Below are 24,223 nucleotides of genomic sequence, written 5' to 3'. Positions count from 1 at the left end.
GAATGTCCGTAGACGCCTGCCAGGAGTTCATGCACGCCGTCGGAACCGATCCCGACCTCGCGCTGCGGATGCGGGCGATGACCGGGGTGGAGGAGCTGATCCGGCTCGGCCGCCGCCACGGGTACGAGTTCTCCGTCCCCGACCTCGCCGCCGTGTCCACCGCCTCGGTCGACGGGCCCGAGAAGCCGGACGGCGGGCCCGGCGGTCCGTCCGCCGAAACGTCCGTGCTGCACTCCGAGTACATGCTGGACGACCTGCCCGGCTTCGCCGAGGTGCTCGAACTGCTGCCGCTGGTCAAGATCCGTCCGCCGTCGGTGAACCTGGACCGGTTCGGGGACGCGTTCGACCCGGCCGACCTGGCGTCCACCGACGTGGCGCCGAGCGGCCCGGAGTACCGGCGCTGGCGGGCCGGCGTCAGGCCCGTGCCCGGCGACCGGCGCGACTTCCACCTGGTCAACCTGGACGACCATGTGACCCACCCCGGCTACGAGTCCTACCTGGACGCCAAGGTCCGGCTGGTCGGGGCCCTGGAGAAGGTGTTCGGTCCGGAGGTCCGGTTCTCCGGGAGCATGTGGTACCCGCCGTCGTCCTACCGGCTCTGGCACACCAACGAGGACCAGCCCGGCTGGCGGATGTACCTGATCGACTTCGACGACGACTTCGCCGACCCGTCCGGCACCTCGTTCTTCCGGTACCAGAAGCCCGGCACGGACGAGCTGGTCACGCTGCGGGAGCGGCCGCGCATGGCGCGGTTCTTCCGGATCGAGCAGGAGCCGGAGCGGCTGTTCTGGCACTGCATCGTGAACCCGACCGAGCGGCACCGGTGGAGCTTCGGCTTCGTCGTCCCCGACCACTGGAAGGCCGCGCTGGAGGCCGCCGCGTGACCGCGCCCCCCGCCCTCCCGGACGCGGCGGACCCGGCGGACGCCGCTGCCGCCCCACCCGCGATCGCCGCGTCCGGGCTGCGCAAGCGGTACGGGGACGTCGTCGCCGTGGACGGCGTGGACCTGTCGGTCGCCGCCGGGGAGTGCTTCGCGTTCCTCGGCCCGAACGGCGCGGGCAAGTCCACCACGATCGCGATGCTGTGCGCGCTGACCCGGCCGACCGGCGGCCGGGTCGCGATCGCCGGGCACGACACGCTCGCCGACCCACTGGAGGCGCGCCGCCGGATCGGCCTGGTGTTCCAGGAGTCCACGCTCGACCTGGGCCTGACCGCCGCCGAGAACCTGCGCTTCCACGCCGACCTGTACGACGTGCCGCCGGAGCTGATCCCCGAGCGCGTCGACCGCGCGCTCGACCTGGTCGGCCTGGCCGCGGAGCGCGACCGGATCGTCGGGACGTTCTCCGGCGGGATGCGCCGCCGCCTCGAGATCGCCCGCGCGCTGCTGCACCGGCCGCGCCTGATCGTCCTGGACGAGCCGACGCTCGGCCTCGACCCCCACGCGCGCGCACGAGTCTGGGAGCACCTGCGGGCCGTCCGGGAGCGCGAGGCCGTCACGATCTTCCTCACCACGCACTACCTGGACGAGGCGGAGCAGTGCGACCGGGTCGCGATCATCGACGCCGGGCGGATCGTCGCGCAGGGCTCCCCCGCCGAGCTGAAGGCCGAGCTGACCTCGCCCGGCGCGGACCCGCCGTCCCTGGACGAGGTGTTCCTGCACCACACGGGCCGTCCGCTGCACGACGACCCGGCGCTCGGAACGCCCTCCGGCCCAGGGGCCTCGCCGGTCAAGCCGGAGGACACGTCCCTCCCCCCGGCGCGGCGGCTGGCGGCGGAGCTCCGGGCCGTCCGCATGGTGTGGCGGCGCGACCTGCTCATCTATCGCCGGGAGGGTGGCGGGGCGCTGCTGGCGATGGTGCAGCCGCTGCTGTTCCTGTTCATCCTCGGAGTCGGGCTGTCCCAGCTGATGGCGGGGGGCGGACGCGGCTCGTACCAGCTGTTCGTCTTCTCGGGCGCGCTCGTCACGGCCGCGCTCGGCCCCGCCGCGGCGGTCGGCGCGTCCCTGCTGTGGGAGAGGCAGGCGGGGTTCCTGCGGGAGATGCTGGCCGGACCGGTCCGGCGCGAGTCGCTGCTGCTCGGCAAGTGCCTGGGCGGCGCGACCATCGCGACCGTCCAGGGAACACTGCTGCTCGTCGCCGGGCCCCTCATCGGCGTCCCGGCCGATCCGGCGCTCATCGTGATGCTCGCCGCGCAGCTCGCGCTGACGTCGCTGACGATGACGGCCTGCGGCGTGCTGGCCGCGACGTTCGTCCGGCGCCCGCCCACCTACGGGACGGCCATGTCGGTGCTGATCGCGCCGCTGACCTTCCTGTCCGGCGCGATGTTCCCGCTCGCGGGCCTGCCCGCCTGGCTGCGCGCCCTCGCCCTCGCCGACCCGCTCACCTACGCGGTGGACGCGCTGCGCCGCACGGTCGCGTCCCGGCTGCCGTCCGCGCCGCCGAACCTGTTCCGTCCGCTCACGATCGGCGGCTGGCACCCGCCGATCGTCGCCGAGTGGGCGCTGCTCGTGCTGCTCGCGCTCGTCCCGCTCGCCTGGTCGGCCCGCCGCTTCTCCCGCGCCGACTGATCCCGGGCGTCCCGGACGCCCCGGCCCCTTTTCGCGGGCCGGGGCGTTCCTGTGCCCGAACCCCTCGCCCGCACGCGTGTTCCGTGCTCCCATGTGGCCATGGAGGCCTGGCCCGCGAGAGCGAGGACGTCCTGCTCCTCTACTTCGTCGGTCCCGACGTCCTTCACCGGCCGGTTCCTCGCGCTCGTCCGCGACGGCGTCCAGGACGGCCCGGAGACCCTCACCCTCGGCGATCTGCACGTCCACCTGCGCCGACGCCTGGCCGCGCACGACCTCCCCGCCCCGAACCGGCGCGGCACCGACACCGCCGACCGCCACCCGTTCACCCGTTCACCCGGAACCCTGCCCACCGCCCGTCTGGAATCTCGAAGCGGCGTCGTCCGTTGATCCATTGAGGGGTAGTGAGCGGACGCGGGCCGTCGCGTTCACGCCGGACGGGTCGTCGGTGGCCGTGGGGGACGCCGTCGCGCCGGTGCGGTTGTGGCGTCCCGCCTGAACGGACGGGGCTACGGACGGTAGGTCAGGGGGGCGTAGTTCATCACATGGTCATGGAGCATCTGCGGGGCGGCCGGGTCCTGCTGGCGGATCGCCTCGATGATGCGGGCGTGCTCGGCGGACTTGGAGTAGATCTCGGTCTTGTGGAGGCGCAGGGACAGGGTCGTCCAGACCTCGATGCCCAGGCCCTCCCAGACCGAAGTAAGCAATTGGTTACCGCTGAAGCCGACCACGAGCCGGTGAAAGTGGATGCTTTCGCGGATCTGCTCGTCCAGATCGCCCGCCGTGGCGGCCTCGGCGAGCCGGGCGTTCTGCGCCTCCAGCTCGTCCAGGTGGGCGGTGAGACTCGGGAGGGCGAGTTCGACGGCGGTGCGTTCGAGCCCGGCCCGGACGGGGAAGATCTCCGCCAGGTCGCGTTCGTCGAACGGGCGGACGCGGGCGCCGCGGTTGGGCAGTGTCTCGATCAACCGCAACGTCTCCAGCAGGCGCAACGCCTCGCGGACCGGGCCCTGGCTGACACCCAGCTCGGTGGCCACACGACGTTCGACGATGCGTTCACCGGGCTGCCAGCGGCCGCTGGAGATGCCGTCCACGATGAACTCGCGGATCTGGTCGACCAGGCCGGTGCGGCGCAGGAGGGCGGGCTGGTCGCCGGAGGCGGCGACGGACTCGGACGGAGCGGCGGACGGGGCGTTCACGTTCCCCATGGTAGAGGGATCGCGGGAATGAACACTGGTCCAGACCTCTTGACCTAGGGCATATGATCGATCATTGATCAATGATGATCGGTGATGAGTGGCGCGGCGACCCCGCGGCACCCTCTCCCCGTACGGAGGAAGAACGCCGATGGCTGAGACCACGAAGGCAGCCCCGGACCGCGCCCGCCGGACCCCCGGCGCGACGAGTACCAGGGGCACGGCGGCCAAGGGAACCCCCAAGTCCGCCGACAACCGCGCCAGCGCCGTCAACCGCCGCAAGGCCGACGACGCGGCGCGCGTTGAGTACTTCCGGCAGATGCTGCTGGTGCGCCGCTTCGAGGAGCGGACCGCCCGGGCCTACACCGAGGCCAAGATCGGCGGTTACTGCCACCTGAACCTGGGCGAGGAGGCCACGGTCGTCGGCCTGATGGCCGCGCTGCGCCCCACCGACTACCTGTTCACCAACTACCGCGAGCACGGCTACGCGATCGCCAAGGGCATCGAGCCGCGCCGCGTGATGGCCGAGCTGTTCGGCCGCTCCACCGGTGTGTCCAAGGGCTGGGGCGGGTCGATGCACATGTTCGACACCGAGGCCCGCCTACTGGGCGGCTACGGCATCGTCGGCGGCCAGCTCCCGCTCGCGACCGGCGCCGCGATGGCCGTGTCCTACCGCGGCGGCGACGACGTCGTGATGGTCCAGATGGGCGAGGGGACGGCCGCGATCGGCGCGTTCCACGAGTCGCTGAACATCGCCGCGCTGTGGAACCTGCCGGTGGTCTTCGTGATCATCAACAACGGCCTGGGCATGGGCACCACGGTCGAGCACTCCGCCGCCGAGCCCGAGCTGTACAAGCGCGGCGCGGCGTACCGGATGGCCAGCGCCCGGGTGGACGGTACGGACGTGATCGCCGTCCGCGACGCGGCCCGCGTGGCCGTCGAGCGCGCCCGCGAGGAGAGCAAGCCGTACCTGCTGGAGCTGACCAGCCCCCGGCTGCGCGGGCACTCGGTCGTCGACCCGGCCAAGTACCGCACCAAGGAGGAGAAGGAGGCCCTCAAGGCCGCCGACCCCCTCGCCAAGGCCCAGCTGGACCTGCAGGAGGCCGGGCTGCTGTCCGCCGAGGACGTCGAGCGCCTGGAGGCCGAGGTGGCCGAGATCGTCGCCGACGCGAACACGTTCGCCGACGAGTCCCCGCACCCCGAGGTGTCGACCCTGTTCGACTACACCTACGCGACGCCGGTGCCGAACGACCTGCCGCGTCTTCCCGCCGACCCGCTCTTCCGCGTCTGAGGATTCGACTTCCATGGCAACCATCACCTACCGCCAGGCCCTGCGCGACACGCTGCGGGCCGAGATGCTCCGTGACGAGAACGTCCTGCTCATGGGCGAGGAGATCGGCGTCTTCGAGGGCTCCTACAAGATCACCGAGGGGCTGCTGAAGGAGTTCGGGGAGCGCCGCGTGCGCGACACCCCGATCGCCGAGGAGGGCTTCGTCGGCGCCGCGATCGGCGCGGCCATGCTGGGCCTGCGGCCCGTCGTGGAGCTCATGACGATCAACTTCTCGCTGCTGGCGCTGGACCAGATCGTCAACCACGCCGCCAAGATCTACGGCATGTTCGGCGGGCAGAAGTCCGTCCCGATGGTGATCCGCACGCCCGGCGGCGGCGGTCAGCAGCTGGGCGCGACGCACTCGCAGAACGTCGAGCTGTACTACTCGTTCGTACCGGGCCTGAAGGTCGTCGCGCCGTCCACGCCGCTGGAGGCGTCCGCGCTGCTCAAGGCCGCGATCCGGGACAACGACCCGGTCCTGTTCCTGGAGAACCTCGCGCTCTACAACACCAAGGGCGAGGTGCCGGACGACATCAACGACGTCCAGCCCGCGGAGATCGGCCGCGCGGCCGTGACCCGCGAGGGCACCGACATCACGATCATCGGCTACTCGCGGATGGCGCACGTCGCGTCCGAGGTGGCCGAGAAGCTGGCGGCGGAGGGCGTGTCCGCCGAGGTCGTCGACCTGCGCAGCCTGCGCCCGCTCGACCGCGAGACCATCGTGGCCTCGGTCCGCAAGACCGGCTCCGCGGTCGTCGCCGAGGACGACTGGCTGACCTACGGGATCGGCGCGGAGATCGCCGCGACGATCCAGGAGGGCGCCTTCGACTGGCTGGACGCCCCGGTCCGCCGGGTCGCCATGGCCGAGGTCCCGCTGCCGTACAGCAAGCCGCTGGAGACCGCCGCCCTGCCGTCCGCCGATTCCCTGCTCACCGCCGTTCGCGAAACGCTCCGCGCGACCGGCCGTACCACCATGGAGACCGTCCGATGACCGAGATCCTGATGCCCCGCCTCTCCGACACCATGGAGGAGGGCGTCATCGCCGCCTGGCAGAAGAAGCCCGGCGACGAGGTGGCCGTCGGCGACGTGCTCTGCGAGATCGAGACCGACAAGGCCGTCATGGAGTACGAGGCCTACGAGGCCGGCGTGCTGACGGAGATCCTCGTCGGCGAGGGCGAGACGGCCGCGATCGGCGCCCCGATCGCGATCATCGGCGGCAAGGGCGACGCCCCCGCCGAGGCGAAAGCCGAGGCCCCGGCCCCGGCTGCGGCCGAGGCTCCGACTCCGGCCGCCGCCCCCGCGCCCGCTCCGGCCGCCGAGCCGGAGCCCGCGAAGGTCCCGGCGACCGTCGGCGCCGAGCGTCCGTCGGCGAACGGCGTGTCGGGCACCCGCCCGCCGTCGTCCCCGCTGGCCCGCCGCCTGGCCCGCGACCACGGCCTCGACCTGCACACGATCACCGGCACCGGCCCCGGCGGGCGGATCATCCGCGCCGACATCGAGACCGCGATCCGCGGTGGCGCGCAGCCCGCCGCGGCCCCGGCTCCGGCCCCGGCCGCCCCGGCCCCGGCCACCGCGTCCGCGCCGAAGCCCGCCGCCCCCGCTCCGCAGGTCGCGGACGAGGACGTCGAGCGCGTCCCGCTGAACCGGTTCCGCAAGGTCGCCGCGCGCCGCCTGACCGAGAGCAAGCAGAACGCGCCGCACTTCTACCTGAACCGCGACGTGGACGCCGAGGCCCTGGTCGCGTTCCGCAAGACCCTGAACGAGGCGCTCGCCCCGGTCAAGGTCAGCGTGAACGACCTGATCGTCAAGGCGTCCGCGCGGGCGCTGCGCGAGCACCCGCAGGTCAACACGTCCTACACCGAGGACGCCCTGCTCGTGCACAAGCGCGTCCACATCGGCGTGGCCGTCGCGGTCGCGGACGGCCTGCTGGTCCCGGTGATCAAGGACGCGGACCGCAAGTCGGTGTCCCAGATCGGCGCCGAGACCCGCGAGCTGGCCACCAAGGCCCGGGACGGCAAGCTGTCCCCCGCCGAGATGTCCGGCGGCACGTTCTCGGTCAGCAACCTCGGGATGTTCGGCGTGTCCTCGTTCTCCGCCGTGATCAACCCGCCGGAGGCGGCGATCCTCGCGGTCGGCGCCGTCCGCGCGGAGCCGGTGGTCAAGGACGGCCAGGTCGTCCCCGGCCAGCGCATGACGATCACCCTCTCGGTGGACCACCGCGCCGCCGACGGCGCCACCGCGGCCAAGTTCCTCGACCGCCTGGCCCAGCTCCTGGAGAACCCACTCCTGATCGTCGCGTAACGTGGCATGGCCGATTTCTTCGGCCACCACGCGACCACCTCAACCCGCGCGAGCGCGTTACCAACCGCACGGGGGCGACGCCGAAGGCGAGCCCCCGGGCGGTTGATCGCGAAGCGATGCCGCGCTCGCACGAGCATCCGGGCTGAGGGCGAGCCGCCAGGCGAGCCCTCAGAGCCGGAGGCTCAATAAATACAGCCGCCCATGGCGCACCCCGTGGGGCGGCAATACGGCCCCGTGCCCTCACCGGTGATCCCGGTCGGGCGCGGGGCCGCGTCATTTGCTGGGCTCGGGCAGTTTCCTGCAGGAGATCTTCGGGTTGAGGCCGATGTAGTTGAGCGGCCCGGCGATCACCGTGACCGCGATCGTCCCGCTGCGACTGCAGTCTTTGACCTGGTCCTTGACGGGACGGTCGTAGTAATGGCGCTGGCCTGCGGCGACGGCGCCGATCACGAGCCAGAGGAGCAGCACGACCGAGGAGATCCGCATAGCCTCATCGTGCAATCCGAATCGCGTGACGACAAGCGGTTCACGCCTGACGACAGGGTGTTCCGTCCAACGTGAACGCGTCCGGGCGGGGTTCGGGGGCGCTGCCGGAGGCCGTTCCGAGAAATCCGAACTCGGCGCTCGCGTGCGGGGCGATGCTCCGGTTGTAGTCGGCCGTGGTGACGGTGACGTCCGCGCCGTCCTGCCGCTGGGTGCCGTTCCAGATCTGGGTGATCCGCTCGTCCCGGCCGAACGTCCAGCTGAGCCGCCAGCCGTCGAGGGCCTTGGCGCCCAGGTTGGTGATCCGGACGCTCGCCTGGAATCCGCCGGGCCACTGCCCGGTCACCGCGTACGCGACCGCGCAGGTCGTCCCGGCGGGCGTGGACGGCGGCGCCGTGGTCGCGCGGGTGGACGGTCCGGCCGACGCGCCGGGCCGTCCGTTGCCGGAGAGCGCGGCGAGCATCACGAGGGCGGCGAGCAGCACGGCGGCCGCTCCACCGCCGATCAGCAGCGTCCGCCGGGACGTCCCGGGACCGCCGGACGGCGCGCACGGGACCGGTTCGTCCAGAATGCGCGTCGGATTCGCCGGAGCGGGAGCGTCGTCGTCGATCACCCCGGTGGGCTCGTCCGCGCCGTCCGAGGCAGCGCCGTCCGAGGCAGCGCCATCCGGAGCAGCGCCATCCGGAGCAGCGCCATCCGGAAACGAGGCCGGAATCGGCGGAAGATGAGCGGCGTCCGCGAGGATGTCGCCCGCCTCTGCGGCGGTCGGACGCCGGTCAGAGCCAACATCCAGGCAACGCCCCACAAGGGCCGCCAGAACAGACGTCACGGGCGTAGGCAGCGTCTCACGCAGCAGGACGCCAAGGGCGTAGACATCGGCGGCAGGGCCCGGATCAGCTCCGGCGAGGACTTCAGGCGCGACGTAGGCGGGGGTGCCGAGGAGCGCCCCGCCGTCGGTGCGGGCCCCGAACGCGAGGCCGAAGTCGACGACCCTCACCCCTGCCGAGGTGAGCATGACGTTGGCGGGCTTGACGTCGCGGTGGACGACGCCCGCCGCGTGCGCGGCCGCCAGCGCGCGGGCGATCTGGGCGCCCACGGCGGCGGCCTCGCGGGACGGCAGCGGCCCGCGCGCGAGCCGTGCGGCGAGGGTCTCGCCGTCCAGCAGTTCCATGACGACGTACGGAACGCGGACGCCGCCGGGAAGGTCGGCCTCGCCGTAGTCGTAGACGCCGGTGATGCCGGGGTGGGTGAGGCGGGCGGCGGCCGTGGCCTCCCGGCGCAGCCGCCGCGCGGACCGGCCCGGGCCGTCCGCGCGCGGGACCTTCACCGCGACCGGACGGGACAGCACGCCGTCGAAGGCGCGCCAGACCGAGGCCATGCCGCCGTCGCCGACGCGGGCCTCGAGCCGGTACCTGCCGCCGAGCAGCAGTCCGGGGCGCAGCGGATCGTCCACCGGGCGCTCCCGTCTCTCCCTTGGGACGTGCTTGACCCTACCGGGCCCGGCCGCGCCGTCCGGGCCCGGAAGCGATCAAGGTCACGGCGTGGCGGCGGCCTGGGCGGGTAGGGCTGGAACCGAGACCCATCAGGAGAAAGGCGTCGCCATGACCGAACCCCAGGGACGCGGGAAGCTGTCGGTGCTCGACCGCGACGAGTGCCTGAAGCTGATCGCCCCGGGCGGTGTGGGCCGGGTGGCCTACGACGACGGCGAGGGGCCGACGGTGACCCCGGTCAACTACGTCCTGGACGGCGACGCGATCATCTTCCGCACCTCGCTGGCCGGGCGGCTCAACCAGAACCTCGCCGGGCTGCTGCGCGGCGCGGAGGTCCGGATCGCGTTCGAGGTGGACCGGCTCGACCCCGAGCTCCGCGAGGGCTGGAGCGTGCTGCTGCGCGGCGGCGCCCGGCAGCTGGAGGACGACGAGGAGTCCGCGGACGTGGATCCGTGGCCGGCCGAGTCGCGGCCCGCCCGGATCCGGCTCGCCCCGAAGGAGATCACCGGCCGCCGCCTCGGCGGTGGGTGACCGAAACCTACAAGACCGGCCGGAGAGGGCCGTCCAGGATGGGTTTATGAGCATCGACCTGAACAAGGCCGCCGACTTCATGGCCACGCACGCGCGGCTCCTGGACCGGCGGCGTTTCGACCTCCTTCGCGGCGAGAGGAACGACGTCGAGTCCGTCGTCTCGGCCCTCGACGCCTACCGCAACACCGACGCCGGCTACGGCTGGGGCCTGGAGCCCGACCTGCGCTCGCAGGAGAGCCAGACCGGCGCCGCCGCGCACGCGTTCGAGGTGTTCGCCGAGGTGGGCGGGCATCCGCGGGCCGTCGAGCTGTGCGACTGGCTGGAGTCGGTGTCGCTGGCGGACGGCGGCCTGCCGTTCGCCCTGCCGGTGACCAGCGAGGCGGGCAACGCGCCGTGGTGGTCGACGGCCGACACGTCCGTCTCGTCCCTGCAGATCACCGCGTTCACGCTGGTCGCCGCGCGCCAGGTCGCGGAGGTCGACCCGGGCGTGGCCGAGCACCCGTGGCTGGAGCGCGCCGCCAACTACTGCGTGGGCGCGGTCGGCGCCCTGGACGGCCCTCCCCACGCCTACATCCTGGCGTTCGCCGTGCGGGCGATGGACGCCCTCCTGGACGTCCATCCGCAGGCCCCCGAGCTGCTCGAATGGCTCTCCAAGCACGTCCCGGACGACGGCCGGGTCCGGGTCGAGGGCGGCACCGAGGACGAGTACCTGCACCCGCTCGACTTCGCCGCCGTCCCGGGCCGCCCGCCGCGCGGCCTGTTCGCCCCCGAGGTCGTCGCCGCCGACCTGGACCGCCTCGCGGCGGGCCAGCAGGAGGACGGCGGTTGGACGGTCGAGTACGCCAAGATCTCGCCCGCGGGCGCGCTGGAGTGGCGCGGCTACGAGACCGTCCGCGTCCTGCGCACCCTCCGCAACGCCGGGTTCCTCAAGGACTGAGCCGTCAGTCGAGGTCGTCCAGGGCCTTCTCGATGTCGGGGTCGCCTGGGGCCAGGTCCCGCGCGCGCACGAGGTCCGCACGGGCTTCGGCCGGACGTCCCAGGGCGACCAGGACGACCGCGCGGTTGAACAGGACGGCCGCGTCCTCGGCCAGGTCCAGCGCACGGGTCAGGTCGCGGACGGCGGCCTCGGCATCGCCCGTCTCATAGGCGAGGACGCCCCGGCTCGCCCACGCCGCGGCGAACGTCGGGTCATGGCTCAGGGCCCGGTCGAAGGCGTCCCGGGCGCTGTCGGTGTCGCCTTCGACGGCCTTGATCTGGCCGAGGACGCAGAGCAGGTGCGGGTCCCCCGGATGGCGGACGAGACCGGCCATGCAGTCCTCGAGGGCCTCGGCGTTGCGGTCGAGTGAGGCCAGGAGCCCGGCGCGGTTCGTCCTGGCCTCGGCGAAGCCCGGGTCCAGTTCGAGCGCGCGGTCGAGGTCGGCGAGCGCGCCGTCGACGTCGCCGTCCGCGAACCGCACCTCCGAACGGTTGAAGTACGGCTCGGGGAACGGCGGGCCCACCGCCATCGCGGTCTCGTAGTCGGCGACGGCCTCGTCCGCGCGGCCGAGGCGCAGCAGCAGGTTGCCCCGGTCGATGTAGTAGTCGGGGTGGACGGGGTCGGCGTCGATCACGGCCGTCCAGTCGCCGAGCGCCTCGTCGGCGCGTCCGAGCCGGTCCAGGACCATCGCGCGGTTGGCGCGCAGCACCATCCGGTGGACGGGCTGGGCGTCCGGCGGCAGGTCGCGGTCGGCGAGGTCGATCGCCTCCTGGACGAGCCGCAGCGCCTCGTCGTCCCGTCCGCGGCGGGACTCGACCAGCGCGCGTCCGTTGAGGTCGAAGCCGAGCTTGATCGCGCGCTCGGCCCGGTCCGGCAGCAGCCCGCAGATCGCGATCGCGGTGTTCGTCCAGGCCAGCGCGGCGGTCAGGTCGCGGCGCGCGGGATCGTGGTGGCGGACGGCCAGCATCGCCAGCGCGTAGGCGATCGTGGAGTGCCACACGGCCGAGCCGGTGGCCGCGCGGGCGCGGTGCAGCAGGTGTTCGGCCTCGTCCTCGCGGCGCAGCGCGGCCAGCGCCATCGCGGTCGCGTGGACGAGCTCCCACCACACGGCCGGGTCGCCGTCCGGGTGCTCTTCGGGATCGGCGTGCTCGATGCCGCGCCGTCCGAGCTCCGCAACGGCGTCGTGGCAGCCGTGGTCGAGGCACCAGCCGACCGCGTACGCGTAGGAGGCGGCGGCGCGGACCGGGTCGCCCGCGTGATCCCGGTGCCGCAGGACGGTCCCGAGGCGCGGCCCTACCAGGCCGGACGCCTCCAGCTCGTCCGCGCGCGCGGCATGCTCGGCGGGGTCGAGTTCGTCGCCGGGCGGCTCCGGCACGGCCTCGTCGTCCATCCGGACGGTCAGCAGCTCTTCGTCGACACGGCGCCCCAGCACGGTGAACAGCTCGACGTCGGCGGGGTCGGCCTCGGCGAACCCTTCGAGCACGACCGTGCGCGGACGCCCGGACGCGCGCAGCCACTCGCGGACGAACTCGGCCACGCCGTTCGCGACGCGCAACGTCCGGCGCGCGGCGGGGACGAGGACGCGTTCCTTGCGTTCGACCCTGTCCATCAGCGTGATGCGCCGCGCCGGGACCAGATCGCCCAGGTCGGGCGCGACCGCGAGCAGTTCGATGTCGTACGCGGCGAGCAGATCGGAACGTTCCGCGGCGGCGGCCTCGCGGGCGAGCGCGCCGACCAGCGCGGCGCCGGCCGTGTACGGCCCGCCGACCCGCCGGTCGGCCGAGATCCGCACGTCAGACGATGTCCGCATGTCAGACGATGTCCGCATGTCGGCGGGTGTCCGCATGTCGGCGGGTGTCCGCGGATCCGCCGGCGCCGGTATCCGGAGTTCGGCCGGTATCCGAAGGCCGGCCGAGATCGGCCGCTGGGCCGGGATCCGCCGCTCGGCCCTCACAGGCCGGCGTGCCTGGCGCTGGCCTTGCCGCGCAGGGCGACCGGCCCGGTTCTGTGCACGAGGATCCGCTTCATCGTCCGCCCCTCACCCGGTGTGAACCCGATGCACCCATGCGTATCCCGTGCGGTGCGTCCTTCACAACGTCCGAACGGACGGTGACCTGTATCGGTCAGTTTTCCGGGTTTCGGGGGCCGATCGCGCGCTCACGACCGGCCCCCTCAGGGCCTCCATCCGGAGTCGAACCGGACCCTCCAGGGCCACGACCTGGTGTGCGGACCGCCACACCATGGAGGCCGTGTCTCCGGCAGGATTCGAACCTGCGCCCTTCGGGTCCGCAACCCGACGCGCTTTCCACTGCGCCACGGAGACTGGTCATAAGAAATTGTGCGCACATGCCTTTCACACACGTGGCGGATGCGGGAATCGAACCCGCCTGCAACGGTTTATGAGGCCGCCGAGAGCACCAGCTCTCCTATCCGCCTTGCGCGGAGGGTGCGAGATTCGAACTCGCGCGGGGCGAACCCCGACCACGGCTTAGCAAGCCGCTGCCTTTCCACTCGGCCAACCCTCCCCGGGCGGCCGTGGAAAACACGAAACCGCCCGCCGGGCTCCGGGCCCGCGGGCGGCGATGGACGTCAGGACGCGCTGGTCACGTCCGTCTGACACCGCTCCCGAGACCGGAGAGACGACTACTGTGCGGCATTCGGCTATGACGTCGCATGGTCCCTCTCCTCTCGTTCGGCGGACGGTGTCCGCTGCTGACAACGATCACTATGCCGGTCCCCTTCCGCGCCCGCAACCCTTTTTCCGCCCGACGTGACGGCACCCCCTTCTCAACGCTCCGATACGCTCCGGAGCCGCCCGAGCAGCGGCAAATACCTTTCGCAAACAGGATGTCGTGGAACGACGATTCGAGCGCGCCCGCGCACCGGCGGTCCGGCACGGAATGATCACATGCGGCGGCCCGCCGGACGAGGTCCACGTCCGGCGGGCCGGTATCGTTCAGCGGGTGTCAGCCCGCGTGTTTGGTGCTCGCCGAGCCACGCAGCGCGACCGGTCCCGTCCGGTGGATGACGACTTTCTTCATCACTTCTGCCCCTTCAGTCACTTTTGTCCTTCGACCGTTCCACTATCACCGGCGACCTCATCCGGGGACCACTGTCAAGCGGACATGTGACCTTAAGCGGCCAATCAGTGGCGATAGGTGAGCCCGAACCCGTAAGGGAACAGCGGGGACTTCCCGTCACCCCTGTTCACCGGCTCCTGGGACGCGCTGCGCGGCCAGCTGACGGGCAGCCGTCCGGTCGGCCGGACGCTCCCGAACAGCACGTCCGCGACGCCCTGCCCCTCGGTCCCCGGCAGCCACGACTCGACGAGCGCGTTCCAGCCGGGCAGCTGCGCGGCGATGTCCAGCGGACGTCCCGACACCAGCACCACCACGACCGGCACCCCGGACGCGCGCAGCGTGGCGAGGGTGGCGAGGTCCTGGTCGGAAAGGCCCATGCCGTCTGGGCGGTCTCCCATGAACTCGGCGTACGGGGTCTCCCCCACCACCGCCACGGCGGCCTTGTAGGACGAGTCGACGCCCGTGCCGTCCTTGCTGTAGGTCACGGTCGTCCCCGGCCGGACGGCCTGCCGGATGCCCTGCAGGATCGTCGTGCCCTTGGTGATCGGCCCGGACGAGCCCTGCCAGGTCAGCGTCCATCCGCCGGTCTGGTCGCCGATGTCGTCGGCGTTCTTGCCCGCCACGAAGATCTTCCCGCCGCCCTTCGGCAGCGGCAGCACGTTCCCGGCGTTCTTCAGGACGACCTGCGACTCGGCGACGGCCCGCCGTGCCAGCGCGCGGTGCGCGTCCGACCCGAACGTGCGCTGCCACGACCGGTCCGCGAACGGGTGCTCGAACAGGCCCATCTGGAACTTGACCGTCAGGATCCTGCGGTTGGCGTCGTCGATCCTCGACATCGCGACGTGACCGTTCGCGATCTCGCCGCGCAGCGTGTCGATGAACTCCTTCCAGTCCCACGGCTGCATGAACATGTCGATGCCCGCGTTGACCGCCGCCGTGACGCGCTCCGGCGTCAGGCCGGCCGTCCCGCCGCCGATCTGGTCGATGCCGTTGTAGTCGCTGACCACCAGGCCCTTGAAGCCCAGCTCGCCCTTCAGCACGTCCGTGATCAGATACCGGTTCCCGTGCATCTTGACGCCGTTGAACGAGCTGTAGGAGATCATCACCGAGCCGACGCCGCGCCTCACCGCCTCGCGGAACGGCGGCAGGTGGATCTTCCGCAGCTCGGCCTCGGAGATCTGGGTGTCGCCCTGGTCCTTGCCGCCGGTCGTCCCGCCGTCGCCGACGTAGTGCTTGGCGGTCGCCAGGATCGACGCCGGTCCCGCGCCGAGCCGCTCGCCCTGGAGCCCGACGATCTCGGTCGTCATCGCGGACGGCAGCTCCGGCACCTCGCCGAACGACTCGTAGGAGCGTCCCCAGCGGTCGTTGCGCTCCACGCACAGGCAGGGCGCGAACGTCCACTGCACGCCGGTGCCCGCGACCTCCTCGGCGGTCGCGCGCCCGATCTTCCGGACGAGCCCGGGGTCGCGGGTCGCGCCGAGCCCGATGTTGTGCGGGAAGATCGTCGCGCCGTACACGTTGTTGTGCCCGTGCACGGCGTCCGCGCCGTAGATCATCGGGATCCGCAGCGGGGCCGCCAGCGCGCCGCGCTGGTAGCCGTCGACCATGTCGGCCCAGCCCTGCGGGGTGTTCTCGGCGGGCACCGACCCGCCGCCGGACAGCACCGACCCGAGCCGGTACGCCGTGACGTCCGCCGGAGTGGCGCCGCCGCGCTCGGCCTGGGTCATCTGGCCGAGCTTGTCGTCGAGCGTCATGCGTTTCAGCAGGTCGTCGACGCGTTCCTTGATCGGACGCCGGGCGTCGAGGTAGGGCGCGTCCGCCGGCGCGGCCCGTTCCTGGAGCCGTCCGGCGGCGGGCGCCGCGTGCGCCGGGAGGGCCGCGGCCCCGAGCGCGCCGAGCGCGGTCGCGAGGCCGAGGACGAGGACCCGCGGCGGGGTCCGCAGAGGGGATCGGGAGGTGGATCGGGGTGCGGATCGGGGTGTGAAGGTGCGCAAGGATGCCTCCGCGCGGTCGGATTTGTTGCCCCCGACAACAAGCGCACGGTAGGCCGATCACCAGCCCCCGGCAAGCCCCTCCGGCCCCACCCGTCCGCATCCGGACGCCCGGCCCGTCCACCCCCACGGACGCCGCGTCCCCTCGAAGGGACGCGGCGTCCGCACGGAGATCAGTCCTCGAAATCGGTGCCGCGGGAGACCTTCTCCCAGGTGGCGGCGTCCTCCCGGTCGCGGGCGAAGGACGCCTCGATCGCGTCCACCGCGTCGTTGCCGAGCGGCAGGCGCAGCGGCGTCTCGTCCGCGTCCAGCGCGGCGACGATCGCGGCGGCGGCCTTGGCCGGGTCACCCGGCTGCTTGCCGTCGCTGTCCGGAAGGTTCTTGCGGACCGGCCCGACGGTGTCGGCGTACTCCGGCAGCGCGGCGGTCTGCGACAAGGAGTTCGGCCCGGCGAACGACGTCCGGAAGCTGCCCGGCTCCACGATCATCGTCCGGACGCCGAACCCGGACACCTCGTCAGCCAGCGCGAGCGTCAGCCCTTCGAGGGCGTGCTTGCTCGCCGAGTACGGACCGACGCCCGGGAACGACATCCGCCCGCCCATGCTGCTCATCTGCACGATCGCGCCCGTCCCCTGCCGCCGCATGTGCGGGAGCACCGCGCGGACGAGCGCCGCCGGGCCGAAGAAGTGCAGCTCCATCAGCTCGCGCAGCTCCCGGTCGGACGTCTCCTCGACCGCCCCGACCAGGGCCCGCCCGGCGTTGTTCACCAGGACGTCCACCCGCCCGTGCCACAGGACGGCCTCGGCGACGGCCGCCGAGATCGCGGCCTGGTCGGTGACGTCCAGCGCGACCGCCCGCACCCGGTCGGGGTGCGCGGCCACCAGGTCGTCCAGGGCCTCGGGACGGCGCGCCGCCGCCACCACGACGTCGCCCGCGGCGAGGGCCGCCTCCGCGATCGCCCGCCCGAACCCCGACGTCGCACCCGTGATCAACCACACTCGCTGTTCGCTCATGACCACTGTTATCCACCCGAGCGCACCGCCACGTCCAAGACAGAAGATCACTCATGCCATAAACAGCGTTTATCATCCCAGCGTGGAGCTGAGAGAACTGCGCTACCTCGTCGCCATCGCGGACGCCGGGAACGTCGGCCGCGCCGCCGCGTCGCTGTACGTCAGCCAGCCCGCCCTGTCGTACGCGCTGCGCCGCCTGGAGTCCGAGCTCGGCGTCCGCCTGTTCGACCGGCACCCCGGCGGCGTCACCGCGACCCCAGCCGGACGCGACGTGGTCGCCGAGGCGCGCCGGACGCTCACCGCCGCGGGCGGCGTCCTCGCCGCCGCCGAACGCCACCGCCGCGCCGTGTCCGGCGTGCTGCGCGTCGGCTTCGAGGCGACCGGCGCGGGCGAGCTGACCACCCGCGCCCGCGCCGAGTTCGCACGCCGGCATCCGGGCGTCCGGGTCGAGCCGAAGCGGTTCGACTGGGGCGGCGAGGTCCCGGCGCTCCGCGACGGACGCGTGGACGTGGCGTTCGCCTGGTTGCCCGCCGACCTGTCCGGGCTGCGCTCCGAGGTCGTCCACACCGAGCCGCGCGTGGTCGGCCTGCCCGTCGCGCACCCGCTGGCGTCCCGTCCGGGCCTGTCGGTCATGGACGTCGCGCACGAGCCCCTCATGTGGACCGAGCGCGCACCCCGCCCCTGGGTCGACTGGTGGGCGGTCAACCCCCGCCCGGACGGCTCGTCCCCCGTCTGGGGCCCCACCAACGACAACGTCGAGGAGATGCTCGAGCAGGTCGCCGAGGGCGCCGCCATCTGCTTCGCGCCCGCCAGCATGGGCCACTACTACACCCGTCCCGACCTGGCCTGGATCCCGCTCACCGACGTCGATCCCCTCCGCGTCGCCCTCGCCTGGGCGGCCCCGGCCCCCCTCGTGGACGGCTTCGTCGAAGTCGTCCACGACCTGCTCAACGCGGAAACCGGCTGACCCCCGGGCGCGGTCCGCTGCGGCTGGCCACGATAGGCCGTTCACCCATCCCTGACCGCACTTGTTCTGAATCGCCTGAAAAATCCCTGAAAAGGGCATTGACAGGCGTCCGAACTGATCGCACTGTATGGGTCGGCGGCAGGGGCGATCATGCTCCCCGGCCCCCGCCGCCCGGCCAGCGCGCGCCCGCCGACCTCCGTCCCCCGCCTCCCAAGGAGTCGAGTGATGCAGCGACGAACCCTGCTCGCGTGCCTGCTCCCGACCGTCCTCGTAGCCGCCCTCACCACCGCCCCCGCGACGGCCGCGCCCAGCGCGCCCACCGCGTCGCCGAACCCGAACGCCCCCAGGTCCGGACGCGTCGCGGGCGCCCGTCCCGTCCCCAACACCCCGGGAACCGCGAAGGCCGCCCGCGCCTTCCGCGCACTCCACCAGGCACGTCTCGGCAGGAACGCCCCCGACGCGCTCCGCGAGCAGGTCCACGAGTTCTGGGGCGTCGAACCCGCCGCCGGAACCCACGACGGCCTCATGGCGACCCACAGCGTCGACCCGTCCTACCAGGTCTCCTACGCCGACGACTTCACCTACGCGCCGACCACCAAGGCCGCCTCCTCCTGCATGGAGGTCACCACGGTCTACTCCCAGGCCGTCGGCAACGAACTGTGGGCGTGGGACTGGTGCGGCAGCGGCGGCCCCGCCGTCGAGATCCCCATGGACGCCTCGTTCGAGCACACCTACACGACACAGGTGAACGGCCACGCCGCCTACACCGTCCAGCTCGTCCGGACGAACGCGTCCACCAACGCCTGGACGGCCTACCTGTACAACTACACGACGAACACCTGGAGCTCGTTCTTCAGCCAGTCCGGCCAGGACACCAGCGCACTCCCCTACGGCTGGGACATCTTCGAGATCTACGCCAGCCGCGACTCGTCCACCGGCAACGCCTACTACTGCGCGGACGCCAAGAACGTCGTCTTCGAAAGCAGCTCGATCGAACTCCGCCACAACGGCGCCTGGACCCCGGCGACCTCGTCCGACTCCCCCTGGGAACCGGTCACCTCGCCCAACCCCTCCGACTACATGTGCCCGACCCTGAAATTCACCCGCGCGAGCGCGAACGACCACTGGCTGGTCGACCAGTAGAAGCGACCGCCGGGCGACAGCGGCGCCCGGCGGCCTCGCGCTGACTAGAGTCGACCACCATGACCAATCCCCCCGAGCTCCGCTCCGAACGCCTCATCCTGCGCCACTGGCGCGACGAAGACCGTGCCCCCTTCGCCGCGCTGAACGCCGACCCCGAAGTCATGGAGTATTTCCCGAACCTCATGACCCGCCCGGAAAGCGACGCGCTCCTGGACCGCCTCGAAACGGCCATCAACGAACGAGGCTTCGGCTTCTGGGCCCTGGAGGTCGCCGAAACCGGACGATTCATCGGCTTCACCGGCCTGTCCGTCCCACGCTTCGACGCCCACTTCACCCCGACGGTCGAGGTCGGCTGGCGCCTGACCCGCGAAAGCTGGGGCCACGGCTACGCCTCCGAGGCCGCCCGCCGCTCCCTGGACCACGCCTTCACCGAACTCGGCCTCTCCGAGGTCGTCGCGTTCACCGCCGAGAAGAACGCCCGCTCCCGCGCCGTCATGCACCGCATCGGCATGACCCACGACCCGGCGGACGACTTCGACCACCCCGCCCTGCCCGAAGGCAGCCCCCTCCGCCGCCACGTCCTCTACCGAGCCAACCGCCCGGCCTAGGAAGTCGCCTCCTCCGGGTGAAACCGCAGGTTGATGGCCGCGGTGGGACCGTCCCCTCCCACCCGCCGAAGCCGAACGGGCACCCCGCCCGGCCGGTCGAACAACCGAATCCCGTCCCCCAGCAGCACCGGCAGAACATGCAGGTCGATCTCATCGATCAGCCCCCGCTCGATGAGCTGCCGCCCGATGGACGCCGAGAACACCTCGACGTTCTTCCCGCCCGCCGCGTCCAGCGCGATCCGCACAGCCTCCGCGACACCACAGCTCAGAAACGTGACGCCCTCAGCAGGCTCCGCATCGTCCGGATGATGCGTCAGCACAAAGATCGGCCCCTCCCAAGCACCCCCATAAGGCCGGCTTTTCCCAATGGCCGCGTCCCACCCGTCCCGCCCACCCAGAATCGCCCCGGTGGTCCGGACGTACTCCTCATGCAGCCCCGGCCGGACGGTCGCCCCCGTCATCCACCCCATGTCGTGCTCCGGACCCGCCACGAACCCGTCCAACGACATCGCGAAATGCCAGAGCACCTTCCCCGCCGCCGTCTGCGCCACGAACTCGTCCACGCGAAACCCTCCTCTTGGCGTCGTTCCTCCACCCATCTAGACTCGTCACAAGGCGCTGATTCATCGCCCAACCTCCTTCGGCCCTCCCCGGCAGGGCCGCCCGGCGGAGGCAAAGGGGACACGTTTCCTCGGATCGCTCGTCATCCGCCCGTCACGGGCCGCACGCCGGGGGACGGCGCCGTGACGTCGAGGGCCTGATGACAGCGAACAAGAACTTCAAGCGCCGCGTCCGAGCGCGCGCCCGCCGCACCGGCGAGTCCTACACCGCCGCCCTCAGGCACCTCCGACACGAGGACGCCGAGGAGCGCCCCATGCAGCACACCTGGCGACGCGTCGCCAAGCCGGAGTTCGGCTACGCCCTCCAGATCCCGGACGGCTGGGACGAGCGCCCGCCGAACCTCCGGAACAGCCCCATCGAGACCGCCCGCTTCGTCGACCCCACGGACCGCCGCCACAGCGTCATCGTGTTCCGCGCGATGCCGCAGCCCGGCGCGACCGCCCTCGATGCCGCCGAACGCGTCCGCCCCGTCCTCGCCGCGAGCGGCTTCGACGACTTCCAGATCACCCCGGCCGAGGTCGCGGGCCGCCCCGGCGCCCGCCTCGACTGCGCCAAGCACGACGCCGGCCGCACCTGGACCGTCCGCGAGTACTTCGTCGTCGAAGGCGAAACCCCCTTCGCCCTAGGCTGCGGCACCTTCACCCCCGAAGCCGACGACCCCCTCTTCACCACCCTCGCCACCCACTTCGAACTCCTCCCCCCACCCGCCTGAAATGAAGGAAGCCCCCGCCGCGGCGGGGGCTTCCTTCATTTCAGGCGACGTCTCAGGCCAAGTCGACATCCCCACACTTGATCAGAGCCACGACCCCGGCCAGGTCGCCACGAGCGAGAACCAGGAATCCGCCTTCAGGATGCTTGCTGTCACGGACTCCGACACCGGACGCCATGTCGGCCAGTTCGACGCACTGACCGGCGTCCCCACCACTGTGGCTGCTCTTGCGCCACTTCGGAGCGCTGCTACCCATCAACGTGCCTCCCATACTTCCCGGATCAGGGCCGCTGAGTCCGGGGGCGCCAGTGCCACTGCCCTGATCTGCTCGAACAGTGTGGCCATGCGGGCGACCTCGCGCCCGGCTTCGATGAGCGCGCCCCGCCCGCCCAGCCCTTCCTGGTAAGCACTGTCCGGGCCGTCGATGAACGACAGTAGCGTGGCGGACGATTCGGGGTACACCGCCGCATCGTCCGGCACGATCTGGATCGTGACGTGCGGCTCGCGGCACAACTCCAGCAACCGCGCGAGCTGCCCACGTGCGATCTCCCGTGACCCCACGATCTTGCGCACCACGTGCTCCTCCAGGAGCGCGACAACGCTCGGTGGCTCGTCCCGCACCAGAATCTCCTGCCGCTCCATTCGCGTGGCGAGCAGCTCGTCGATCCGGTTCGCCCGGTTGGCCGCGCCCAGGACCGCGCGAGCATAGTCGACGGTCTGGAAGATCCCCGGCACCATGTACTGGAAGTACATCCTCAGCTGCGAAGCGCGGGCCTCCTCCTCCAGATAGTCCAGGAAGCCGGGCGGAAAACCGATCTCCTCCTCGATGCGCGGGATCAGCGGAGTGAACATGTCCGGGGGGACGTTGGGCAGGCCGTCCAGCGCCCCGGCCAAGCGAAGCGTGGGACGCCGCGCCTTGTTCTCGACATTGGAGATCTGCCCCTTCGTGCAGTTGATCCGCTTGCCGAGCGCTTCTCCGGAGATCCCCAGCTCACCTCTCACGCGCTTCATGTGCGTAATGAAGTAGTCCCAACTCGATGAATTCGGGTCAAGTTCGGTCATCTCACCGGGCCCCCTCGGAGTTCACAACGCGCTGTGAACTTGCAGAAACCTGTGCCACGTCCTTTCCGTGGTCACGGTAACCAGCGCGGGTTCACCATGTGTGCCATACGAAGCAGACGACAGCCCCGACAGGTGATCCCATTGACGCTCCGCTCCGGCCCGTCGACCCGCATCCCTCGCCAGAACGAAACCCGGTCCTTCGAGCAGGCGGTGACCGGTCTCGCGGCCGCAGCCGTGCTCGTCCGCAACCTGGTCGAGGCCCACCTCAACGAGTGGGACCTCAAGGACATGGTGGACGACGCGATCCTCGTCGCCGACGAGCTCTTCGCCAACGCCATCCAGGCGGCCCCCGGACGGACGATCGGCCTCCGTGTGATCCTCCTCAGGCCGTTCCTCCTCATCGAGCTGGACGACCCGTCCCCCAAGAAGGCCGCCCACCGCACCCCCGACGACGAGGGCGGACGCGGCCTCATGATCGTCGAGGCCCTGTCCGTCCACTGGGGTCAGCGCTCCGAACGCACCGGCGGCAAGACCGTCTACGCCCTCCTCGCCACCCCGAACCCCCGCCCGGCCGACGCCGACACCGTCCCTGGTCCGGCCCCGTCGCGTCCGCCGGGCGGGCCACACACCCTGACCGAGGGGAGGCGGCCCTAACCCCCACCCTCTCGTCACCCCCGGGGCGGGCCGTCCAGACAGCCCGCCCCACCCTTCCCCTCCAAGGAGCCCAACATGGGAAAGCACAACAACGACAACGAGACCGACGAGAAGAGCAGCGACGGCAACAGTCCCCAGGGCGGCGGCGGCCACGGCGGCAAGGGCGACGGCACCAAAGGCAACCCCAGCGACGGCCAGCGAAAGTAGGAACCCCCAACATGACCGACGCCCACGGCGCCGAATCCCTGAACCGCATCCTGCGGAACCAGGGCGACCTCACCCGCCCCGAATGGGCCGAAGCCTTCCTCACCCACCGCCGAGAATTGTTCGTCCCCGACCGCGCGTGGGTGAACCCGGACTACGACGCCCCCGGCTACTCCATCGACAAAACAGCCCGCCCGGACGAGTGGCGAAAAAGCCGTCTACTCCGACGCCAGCATCATCACCCAAGCGAACGACGGTGAAGGCGACCCGACCACCGGCGAGGGACGCTTCACCTCATCCGTCTCAGCCCCCGGCGTCGTCGCCCAGTTCGGCGAACTCCTCGCCCCTCGCCCCAGCGACCGCGTCCTCGAAGTCGGCACCGGCTCCGCCTGGACGGCCTGCCTCCTCAGCTCGATCGTCGGCCGCCACGGCACCGTCACCACCCTCGAAGTGGACGCCGGACTCGCCGAGGCCGCGGACATCCGCACCACTCACCTCGGCGCCGGCAATGTCCAGGTCCTCACAATGGACGCACTCGACTTCAGCTCCGACGACCTCCACGACGGACTCCACATCACCGCCGGAGTCTCCGACATCCCCTGGTCCCTGCTGACCGCCCTCCGCCCCGGCGGCACAGCCGTCCTCCCCTGAACCCCGCCCTGGGGCTACGGCCACAAACTGAAACTCACCATGCTCGGCGACAAGGCCATAGGACGGCTGACCACGACCGCGAGCTACATGATGCTGCGTTCCCAACGCCCCGAGCCCGGCCCCCTCGCGTCCTTCCTCCACCACGAAAGCGACGCGAAACAGTACACGACCCGCATCAACCCCAGGGCCGTCAGCTGGAACACCTACGGCAGCGGAGTCGTCATCTCCGCACTCGCCCCCGGCATCCGCTACGACCTGTGTGACGCCGAGGACGAGAGCGGCGAAGCCACCCTGTGGCTGCGTGAGTCCTACCGCGGCTCGCGTGGGTTCGGCTCCTGGGCGACCGTTGAGTACGCGCCGAACTCCACCGAATACGAGGTCACCACCTACGGCGATCGTGACCTGTGGGCCGAGGCGTCCAACGCCTGGCTGCACTGGTGTTCCCTCGGTCAGCCCACCCGGGACCGTTTCGGCCTGACCGTCTCCGCCACCGGCCAATCCATCTGGCTGGACGTGCCGGCCAACATCATCGCCTGAACACGAAAAGACCTCTGAAAGCAAAAAGGGCCCCGCCATATTCATGGCGGGGCCCTGAAAAGTGGTGAGGCCCGCCACTTTCGTGGCGGGCCTCACTCAATATAAGTCCGGCGGCG

The 24,223-nt window shown here is 71.6% G+C and carries 26 protein-coding genes and 3 tRNA genes; 17 read left to right on the top strand and 12 right to left on the bottom strand.

Annotated elements, in window-relative coordinates; all coding sequences use genetic code 11:
- Positions 1-2 precede the first annotated feature (2 nt).
- The 3 genes from AB0L06_RS23690 (at position 3) to AB0L06_RS23680 (ending at position 2,953) form a co-directional block, all read left to right on the top strand.
- A complete protein-coding gene (locus tag AB0L06_RS23690; RefSeq protein ID WP_500233247.1) occupies positions 3-884 on the top strand; it encodes a Nif11-like leader peptide family natural product precursor in 882 nt (293 codons plus the stop codon).
- Entirely contained in the window at positions 881-2,566 is a 1,686-nt protein-coding gene (locus AB0L06_RS23685; RefSeq protein WP_500233246.1) for an ATP-binding cassette domain-containing protein, read from the top strand. The genes AB0L06_RS23690 and AB0L06_RS23685 overlap by 4 nt, the downstream gene beginning before the upstream one ends.
- A 99-nt stretch (positions 2,567-2,665) precedes the next feature.
- The gene (locus AB0L06_RS23680; protein WP_500233245.1) at positions 2,666-2,953 is read left to right on the top strand and encodes a hypothetical protein; all 288 of its coding nucleotides are present in this window, start codon (positions 2,666-2,668) and stop codon (positions 2,951-2,953) included.
- Between the two features lie 119 nt (positions 2,954-3,072).
- Here AB0L06_RS23680 and AB0L06_RS23675 read toward each other — a convergent pair whose 3' ends face one another.
- Positions 3,073-3,759 (bottom strand): GntR family transcriptional regulator, encoded by a 687-nt coding sequence (locus tag AB0L06_RS23675; protein WP_500233244.1) that lies wholly within the window; start codon positions 3,757-3,759, stop codon positions 3,073-3,075.
- A 148-nt stretch (positions 3,760-3,907) separates the two neighbouring features.
- On the opposite strand from AB0L06_RS23675, the gene pdhA reads away from it, so the two are divergent.
- Genes pdhA through AB0L06_RS23660 form a run of 3 tightly spaced genes read left to right on the top strand, consistent with a single transcriptional unit; the run spans position 3,908 to position 7,387 of the window.
- Positions 3,908-5,047 (top strand): pyruvate dehydrogenase (acetyl-transferring) E1 component subunit alpha, encoded by a 1,140-nt coding sequence (gene pdhA / locus AB0L06_RS23670; protein ID WP_500233243.1) that lies wholly within the window; start codon positions 3,908-3,910, stop codon positions 5,045-5,047.
- Between the two features lie 13 nt (positions 5,048-5,060).
- On the top strand, positions 5,061-6,077 hold the full coding sequence (locus AB0L06_RS23665) for an alpha-ketoacid dehydrogenase subunit beta (RefSeq protein WP_500233242.1): 1,017 nt from the start codon (positions 5,061-5,063) through the stop codon (positions 6,075-6,077).
- On the top strand, positions 6,074-7,387 hold the full coding sequence (locus tag AB0L06_RS23660; protein ID WP_500233241.1) for a dihydrolipoamide acetyltransferase family protein: 1,314 nt from the start codon (positions 6,074-6,076) through the stop codon (positions 7,385-7,387). Before AB0L06_RS23665 ends, AB0L06_RS23660 begins: the two co-directional genes overlap by 4 nt.
- Before the next feature lie 273 nt (positions 7,388-7,660).
- Here AB0L06_RS23660 and AB0L06_RS23655 read toward each other — a convergent pair whose 3' ends face one another.
- Together AB0L06_RS23655 and AB0L06_RS23650 are read right to left on the bottom strand one after the other, a co-directional pair.
- Positions 7,661-7,873 carry a hypothetical protein gene (locus AB0L06_RS23655; protein ID WP_500233240.1) on the bottom strand — a complete coding sequence of 71 codons (213 nt, stop codon included), beginning with the start codon at positions 7,871-7,873 and terminating at the stop codon, positions 7,661-7,663.
- A gap of 40 nt (positions 7,874-7,913) precedes the next feature.
- Positions 7,914-9,323: a protein kinase domain-containing protein gene (locus AB0L06_RS23650; protein WP_500233239.1), complete on the bottom strand. Its 1,410-nt coding sequence runs from the start codon at positions 9,321-9,323 to the stop codon at positions 7,914-7,916.
- A gap of 148 nt (positions 9,324-9,471) precedes the next feature.
- Between AB0L06_RS23650 and AB0L06_RS23645 the strand changes: the two genes are divergently transcribed.
- Complete coding sequence (locus tag AB0L06_RS23645; protein ID WP_500233238.1) at positions 9,472-9,891, top strand: pyridoxamine 5'-phosphate oxidase family protein; 420 nt, start codon at positions 9,472-9,474, stop codon at positions 9,889-9,891.
- Between the two features lie 46 nt (positions 9,892-9,937).
- The gene (locus AB0L06_RS23640) at positions 9,938-10,828 is read left to right on the top strand and encodes a prenyltransferase/squalene oxidase repeat-containing protein (protein ID WP_500233237.1); all 891 of its coding nucleotides are present in this window, start codon (positions 9,938-9,940) and stop codon (positions 10,826-10,828) included.
- Positions 10,829-10,832: 4 nt separating this feature from the next.
- Here AB0L06_RS23640 and AB0L06_RS23635 read toward each other — a convergent pair whose 3' ends face one another.
- The 6 genes from AB0L06_RS23635 to AB0L06_RS23610 form a co-directional block, all read right to left on the bottom strand.
- On the bottom strand, positions 10,833-12,677 hold the full coding sequence (locus AB0L06_RS23635) for a tetratricopeptide repeat protein (RefSeq protein WP_500233236.1): 1,845 nt from the start codon (positions 12,675-12,677) through the stop codon (positions 10,833-10,835).
- A gap of 440 nt (positions 12,678-13,117) precedes the next feature.
- Positions 13,118-13,190, bottom strand: a tRNA-Arg gene (locus AB0L06_RS23630).
- Positions 13,191-13,229: 39 nt separating this feature from the next.
- A tRNA-Met gene (locus AB0L06_RS23625) sits at positions 13,230-13,302 on the bottom strand.
- Between the two features lie 5 nt (positions 13,303-13,307).
- Positions 13,308-13,392, bottom strand: a tRNA-Ser gene (locus AB0L06_RS23620).
- Positions 13,393-14,012: 620 nt separating this feature from the next.
- The gene (locus tag AB0L06_RS23615; protein WP_500233235.1) at positions 14,013-15,941 is read right to left on the bottom strand and encodes a glycoside hydrolase family 3 protein; all 1,929 of its coding nucleotides are present in this window, start codon (positions 15,939-15,941) and stop codon (positions 14,013-14,015) included.
- Between the two features lie 170 nt (positions 15,942-16,111).
- Positions 16,112-16,951, bottom strand: coding sequence for an oxidoreductase (locus AB0L06_RS23610; protein ID WP_500233234.1), 840 nt, complete (start codon positions 16,949-16,951; stop codon positions 16,112-16,114).
- An 82-nt stretch (positions 16,952-17,033) separates the two neighbouring features.
- On the opposite strand from AB0L06_RS23610, the gene AB0L06_RS23605 reads away from it, so the two are divergent.
- The 3 genes from AB0L06_RS23605 (at position 17,034) to AB0L06_RS23595 (ending at position 19,669) form a co-directional block, all read left to right on the top strand.
- Positions 17,034-17,918: a LysR family transcriptional regulator gene (locus AB0L06_RS23605; RefSeq protein ID WP_500233233.1), complete on the top strand. Its 885-nt coding sequence runs from the start codon at positions 17,034-17,036 to the stop codon at positions 17,916-17,918.
- A 225-nt stretch (positions 17,919-18,143) separates the two neighbouring features.
- Positions 18,144-19,061: a hypothetical protein gene (locus tag AB0L06_RS23600; protein WP_500233232.1), complete on the top strand. Its 918-nt coding sequence runs from the start codon at positions 18,144-18,146 to the stop codon at positions 19,059-19,061.
- A gap of 59 nt (positions 19,062-19,120) precedes the next feature.
- Positions 19,121-19,669, top strand: a complete 549-nt coding sequence (locus tag AB0L06_RS23595; protein WP_500233231.1) for a GNAT family N-acetyltransferase — start codon at positions 19,121-19,123, stop codon at positions 19,667-19,669.
- Here AB0L06_RS23595 and AB0L06_RS23590 read toward each other — a convergent pair.
- Positions 19,666-20,232, bottom strand: coding sequence for a dihydrofolate reductase family protein (locus AB0L06_RS23590; protein WP_500233230.1), 567 nt, complete (start codon positions 20,230-20,232; stop codon positions 19,666-19,668). The genes AB0L06_RS23595 and AB0L06_RS23590 overlap by 4 nt on opposite strands.
- Positions 20,233-20,429: 197 nt before the next feature.
- On the opposite strand from AB0L06_RS23590, the gene AB0L06_RS23585 reads away from it, so the two are divergent.
- Complete coding sequence (locus AB0L06_RS23585; protein WP_500233229.1) at positions 20,430-21,002, top strand: hypothetical protein; 573 nt, start codon at positions 20,430-20,432, stop codon at positions 21,000-21,002.
- Positions 21,003-21,054: 52 nt separating this feature from the next.
- Here the strand turns inward: AB0L06_RS23585 and AB0L06_RS23580 are convergent, their stop codons facing one another.
- Complete coding sequence (locus AB0L06_RS23580; RefSeq protein WP_500233228.1) at positions 21,055-21,255, bottom strand: DUF397 domain-containing protein; 201 nt, start codon at positions 21,253-21,255, stop codon at positions 21,055-21,057.
- Positions 21,255-22,061: a helix-turn-helix domain-containing protein gene (locus tag AB0L06_RS23575; RefSeq protein ID WP_500233227.1), complete on the bottom strand. Its 807-nt coding sequence runs from the start codon at positions 22,059-22,061 to the stop codon at positions 21,255-21,257. The genes AB0L06_RS23580 and AB0L06_RS23575 overlap by 1 nt, the downstream gene beginning before the upstream one ends.
- Positions 22,062-22,202: 141 nt before the next feature.
- Between AB0L06_RS23575 and AB0L06_RS23570 the strand changes: the two genes are divergently transcribed.
- The 5 genes from AB0L06_RS23570 (at position 22,203) to AB0L06_RS23550 (ending at position 24,107) form a co-directional block, all read left to right on the top strand.
- The gene (locus AB0L06_RS23570) at positions 22,203-22,715 is read left to right on the top strand and encodes an ATP-binding protein (RefSeq protein WP_500233226.1); all 513 of its coding nucleotides are present in this window, start codon (positions 22,203-22,205) and stop codon (positions 22,713-22,715) included.
- 75 nt (positions 22,716-22,790) lie between these two features.
- On the top strand, positions 22,791-22,922 hold the full coding sequence (locus tag AB0L06_RS23565; RefSeq protein WP_500233225.1) for a hypothetical protein: 132 nt from the start codon (positions 22,791-22,793) through the stop codon (positions 22,920-22,922).
- 11 nt (positions 22,923-22,933) lie between these two features.
- Complete coding sequence (locus AB0L06_RS23560; protein WP_500233224.1) at positions 22,934-23,179, top strand: hypothetical protein; 246 nt, start codon at positions 22,934-22,936, stop codon at positions 23,177-23,179.
- On the top strand, positions 23,154-23,570 hold the full coding sequence (locus AB0L06_RS23555) for a protein-L-isoaspartate O-methyltransferase family protein (protein WP_500233529.1): 417 nt from the start codon (positions 23,154-23,156) through the stop codon (positions 23,568-23,570). Before AB0L06_RS23560 ends, AB0L06_RS23555 begins: the two co-directional genes overlap by 26 nt.
- A gap of 39 nt (positions 23,571-23,609) precedes the next feature.
- On the top strand, positions 23,610-24,107 hold the full coding sequence (locus AB0L06_RS23550; RefSeq protein WP_500233223.1) for a hypothetical protein: 498 nt from the start codon (positions 23,610-23,612) through the stop codon (positions 24,105-24,107).
- The last annotated feature ends 116 nt before the right edge of the window (positions 24,108-24,223 follow it).

The organism is Spirillospora sp. NPDC052269 (genome assembly GCF_040679435.1).
GTDB lineage: Bacteria > Actinomycetota > Actinomycetes > Streptosporangiales > Streptosporangiaceae > Spirillospora.
Note: the sequence above shows the minus strand (reverse complement) of the source record. Positions and strands in the feature narration are given on the sequence as shown.

Bases quoted from the DNA above. Each gene is read 5' to 3' on its own strand.
- AB0L06_RS23565 (WP_500233225.1), top strand. From the start codon at position 22,791: ATGGGAAAGCACAACAACGACAACGAGACCGACGAGAAGAGCAGCGAC.
- AB0L06_RS23585 (WP_500233229.1), top strand. From the start codon at position 20,430: ATGACAGCGAACAAGAACTTCAAGCGCCGCGTCCGAGCGCGCGCCCGC.
- AB0L06_RS23645 (WP_500233238.1), top strand. From the start codon at position 9,472: ATGACCGAACCCCAGGGACGCGGGAAGCTGTCGGTGCTCGACCGCGAC.
- AB0L06_RS23665 (WP_500233242.1), top strand. From the start codon at position 5,061: ATGGCAACCATCACCTACCGCCAGGCCCTGCGCGACACGCTGCGGGCC.
- AB0L06_RS23560 (WP_500233224.1), top strand. From the start codon at position 22,934: ATGACCGACGCCCACGGCGCCGAATCCCTGAACCGCATCCTGCGGAAC.
- AB0L06_RS23595 (WP_500233231.1), top strand. From the start codon at position 19,121: ATGACCAATCCCCCCGAGCTCCGCTCCGAACGCCTCATCCTGCGCCAC.
- AB0L06_RS23575 (WP_500233227.1), bottom strand. From the start codon at position 22,061: ATGACCGAACTTGACCCGAATTCATCGAGTTGGGACTACTTCATTACG.
- AB0L06_RS23640 (WP_500233237.1), top strand. From the start codon at position 9,938: ATGAGCATCGACCTGAACAAGGCCGCCGACTTCATGGCCACGCACGCG.
- AB0L06_RS23655 (WP_500233240.1), bottom strand. From the start codon at position 7,873: ATGCGGATCTCCTCGGTCGTGCTGCTCCTCTGGCTCGTGATCGGCGCC.
- AB0L06_RS23610 (WP_500233234.1), bottom strand. From the start codon at position 16,951: ATGAGCGAACAGCGAGTGTGGTTGATCACGGGTGCGACGTCGGGGTTC.
- pdhA (WP_500233243.1), top strand. From the start codon at position 3,908: ATGGCTGAGACCACGAAGGCAGCCCCGGACCGCGCCCGCCGGACCCCC.
- AB0L06_RS23600 (WP_500233232.1), top strand. From the start codon at position 18,144: ATGCAGCGACGAACCCTGCTCGCGTGCCTGCTCCCGACCGTCCTCGTA.
- AB0L06_RS23635 (WP_500233236.1), bottom strand. From the start codon at position 12,677: ATGCGGACATCGTCTGACGTGCGGATCTCGGCCGACCGGCGGGTCGGC.
- AB0L06_RS23660 (WP_500233241.1), top strand. From the start codon at position 6,074: ATGACCGAGATCCTGATGCCCCGCCTCTCCGACACCATGGAGGAGGGC.
- AB0L06_RS23580 (WP_500233228.1), bottom strand. From the start codon at position 21,255: ATGGGTAGCAGCGCTCCGAAGTGGCGCAAGAGCAGCCACAGTGGTGGG.
- AB0L06_RS23680 (WP_500233245.1), top strand. From the start codon at position 2,666: ATGGAGGCCTGGCCCGCGAGAGCGAGGACGTCCTGCTCCTCTACTTCG.
- AB0L06_RS23690 (WP_500233247.1), top strand. From the start codon at position 3: ATGTCCGTAGACGCCTGCCAGGAGTTCATGCACGCCGTCGGAACCGAT.
- AB0L06_RS23550 (WP_500233223.1), top strand. From the start codon at position 23,610: ATGCTCGGCGACAAGGCCATAGGACGGCTGACCACGACCGCGAGCTAC.